This window comes from Tahibacter caeni, from assembly GCF_024609805.1.
Taxonomy (GTDB): Bacteria; Pseudomonadota; Gammaproteobacteria; order Xanthomonadales; family Rhodanobacteraceae; genus Tahibacter; species Tahibacter caeni.
The window spans coordinates 1-1,412 of sequence record NZ_JANFVR010000617.1; the positions used below are offsets into that span (position 1 = coordinate 1).

A 1,412-nucleotide genomic window follows, 5' to 3' on the forward strand; every position below is an offset into this window, starting at 1 on the left:
GCGGCCGGCCGAGCCGCTCCGCGACGGCGTCGACGCGGGCCTGTTCGCGCGGCGTGCACAGGGTCAGGGCGAGGCCGCTGCGGCCGGCGCGGCCGGTGCGGCCGACGCGATGCACGTAGGTGTCGACGTCGCTGGCCATGTCGTAGAGGATGACCAGCTCCAGCTCGGCTATGTCGAGGCCGCGCGCGGCGACGTCGGTCGCGACGAGCAAGCTGCAGCTGCGGTTCGCGAAGCGCACGAGCACTTCGTCGCGGTCGCGCTGTTCGAGATCGCCGTGCAGCGCGAGCACCGACCAGCCGCGCTGGTCCAGCGCCGCGGCGACGTCCTGGGTGTCGCGCCGCGTGTTGCAGAAGATCATCGCCGACGCGGGCTTGTGCTCGGCCAGCAGCCAGGCCAGCGCGTCGAGCTTGCGGTCGGGTTCGACGGTGTAGAAACGATGCACGATCCCGGTCGCGGCGGCGCCGTCGTCGACTTCGATCTCGACCGGATCGCGCTGGAACTCGCGGCTCAGCGCGCGGATTTCCTCGGGGAACGTGGCCGAGAACAAGTTGGTCTGGCAGTCGCGCGGCGCGAAGCGCACGACGTCGCGCATCGCGTCGACGAAGCCCATGTCGAGCATGCGGTCGGCCTCGTCGAGCACGAGCACGCGCAGCGCCGACAGTTCGAGACTGCCTTTCTCCAGATGTTCCAGAATGCGTCCGGGCGTGCCGACGACGACCTGCGGCACGTGCACGAGCGATTCGAGCTGCACGCGCAGCGGCACGCCGCCGCAGAGGATGGACAACTTGAGATTCGGCAGGAAGCGCGCGAGCTGGCGCAGCGACTTGCCGACCTGATCGGCGAGCTCGCGCGTCGGCACGAGCACGAGCGCCTGCAGCGGTCCGCCGGCGTCGATGCGTGCGAGCAGGCCCAGGCCGAACGCGACGGTCTTGCCGCTGCCGGTACGTGCCTGGGCGATGACGTCGCGGCCGTCGAGCAGGGCCGGCAGCGCCTGGGCCTGTACCGGCGTCAGCGCCTCGAACGAGAGCGCGGCCAGCGCCTGGGCCAGCGGCGGCGGCAAGGCGGGCGAAGCGGGATCGGACATGAGCGGGGCCGTGCAGCGCGGCGCGGCAGTGTAGCGGCCGGACGCGGCCGGCGCACGCGGGAAGCCGCCGCCGCCGGAACGGCACGGCCGTCTTCTGCCGGCGCGGGCCGTATCAGCCGTCGCCGACGTCGCGGCGGAAGCGGTCGAGCTCGGCGCCGAAACCGGCCGTGGACGCCGCAGCCTTGGCCTTTCCGCGTGGTTTGGGCGCTTTGACGGCCGGCGCCGGCCCGGTGCGGCGGCTGCCGGCGCCGGTCTTGGCGGCACGCGGCGCGGTACGCGCGCCGACGTCGGCCTTCGCCGCCACCGCGCGCGGACGTTTCGTCGTTTC

1 protein-coding gene and 1 pseudogene are annotated in these 1,412 nt (G+C 73.2%); both read right to left on the reverse strand.

Annotated elements, in window-relative coordinates:
- On the reverse strand, positions 1-1,084 hold a 1,084-nt coding region (locus tag NON22_RS24310), incomplete at its 3' end, for a DEAD/DEAH box helicase (RefSeq protein ID WP_257389562.1).
- 112 nt (positions 1,085-1,196) lie between these two features.
- Positions 1,197-1,412 (reverse strand): annotated as a pseudogene (locus NON22_RS24315) (hypothetical protein); the annotation flags it as partial.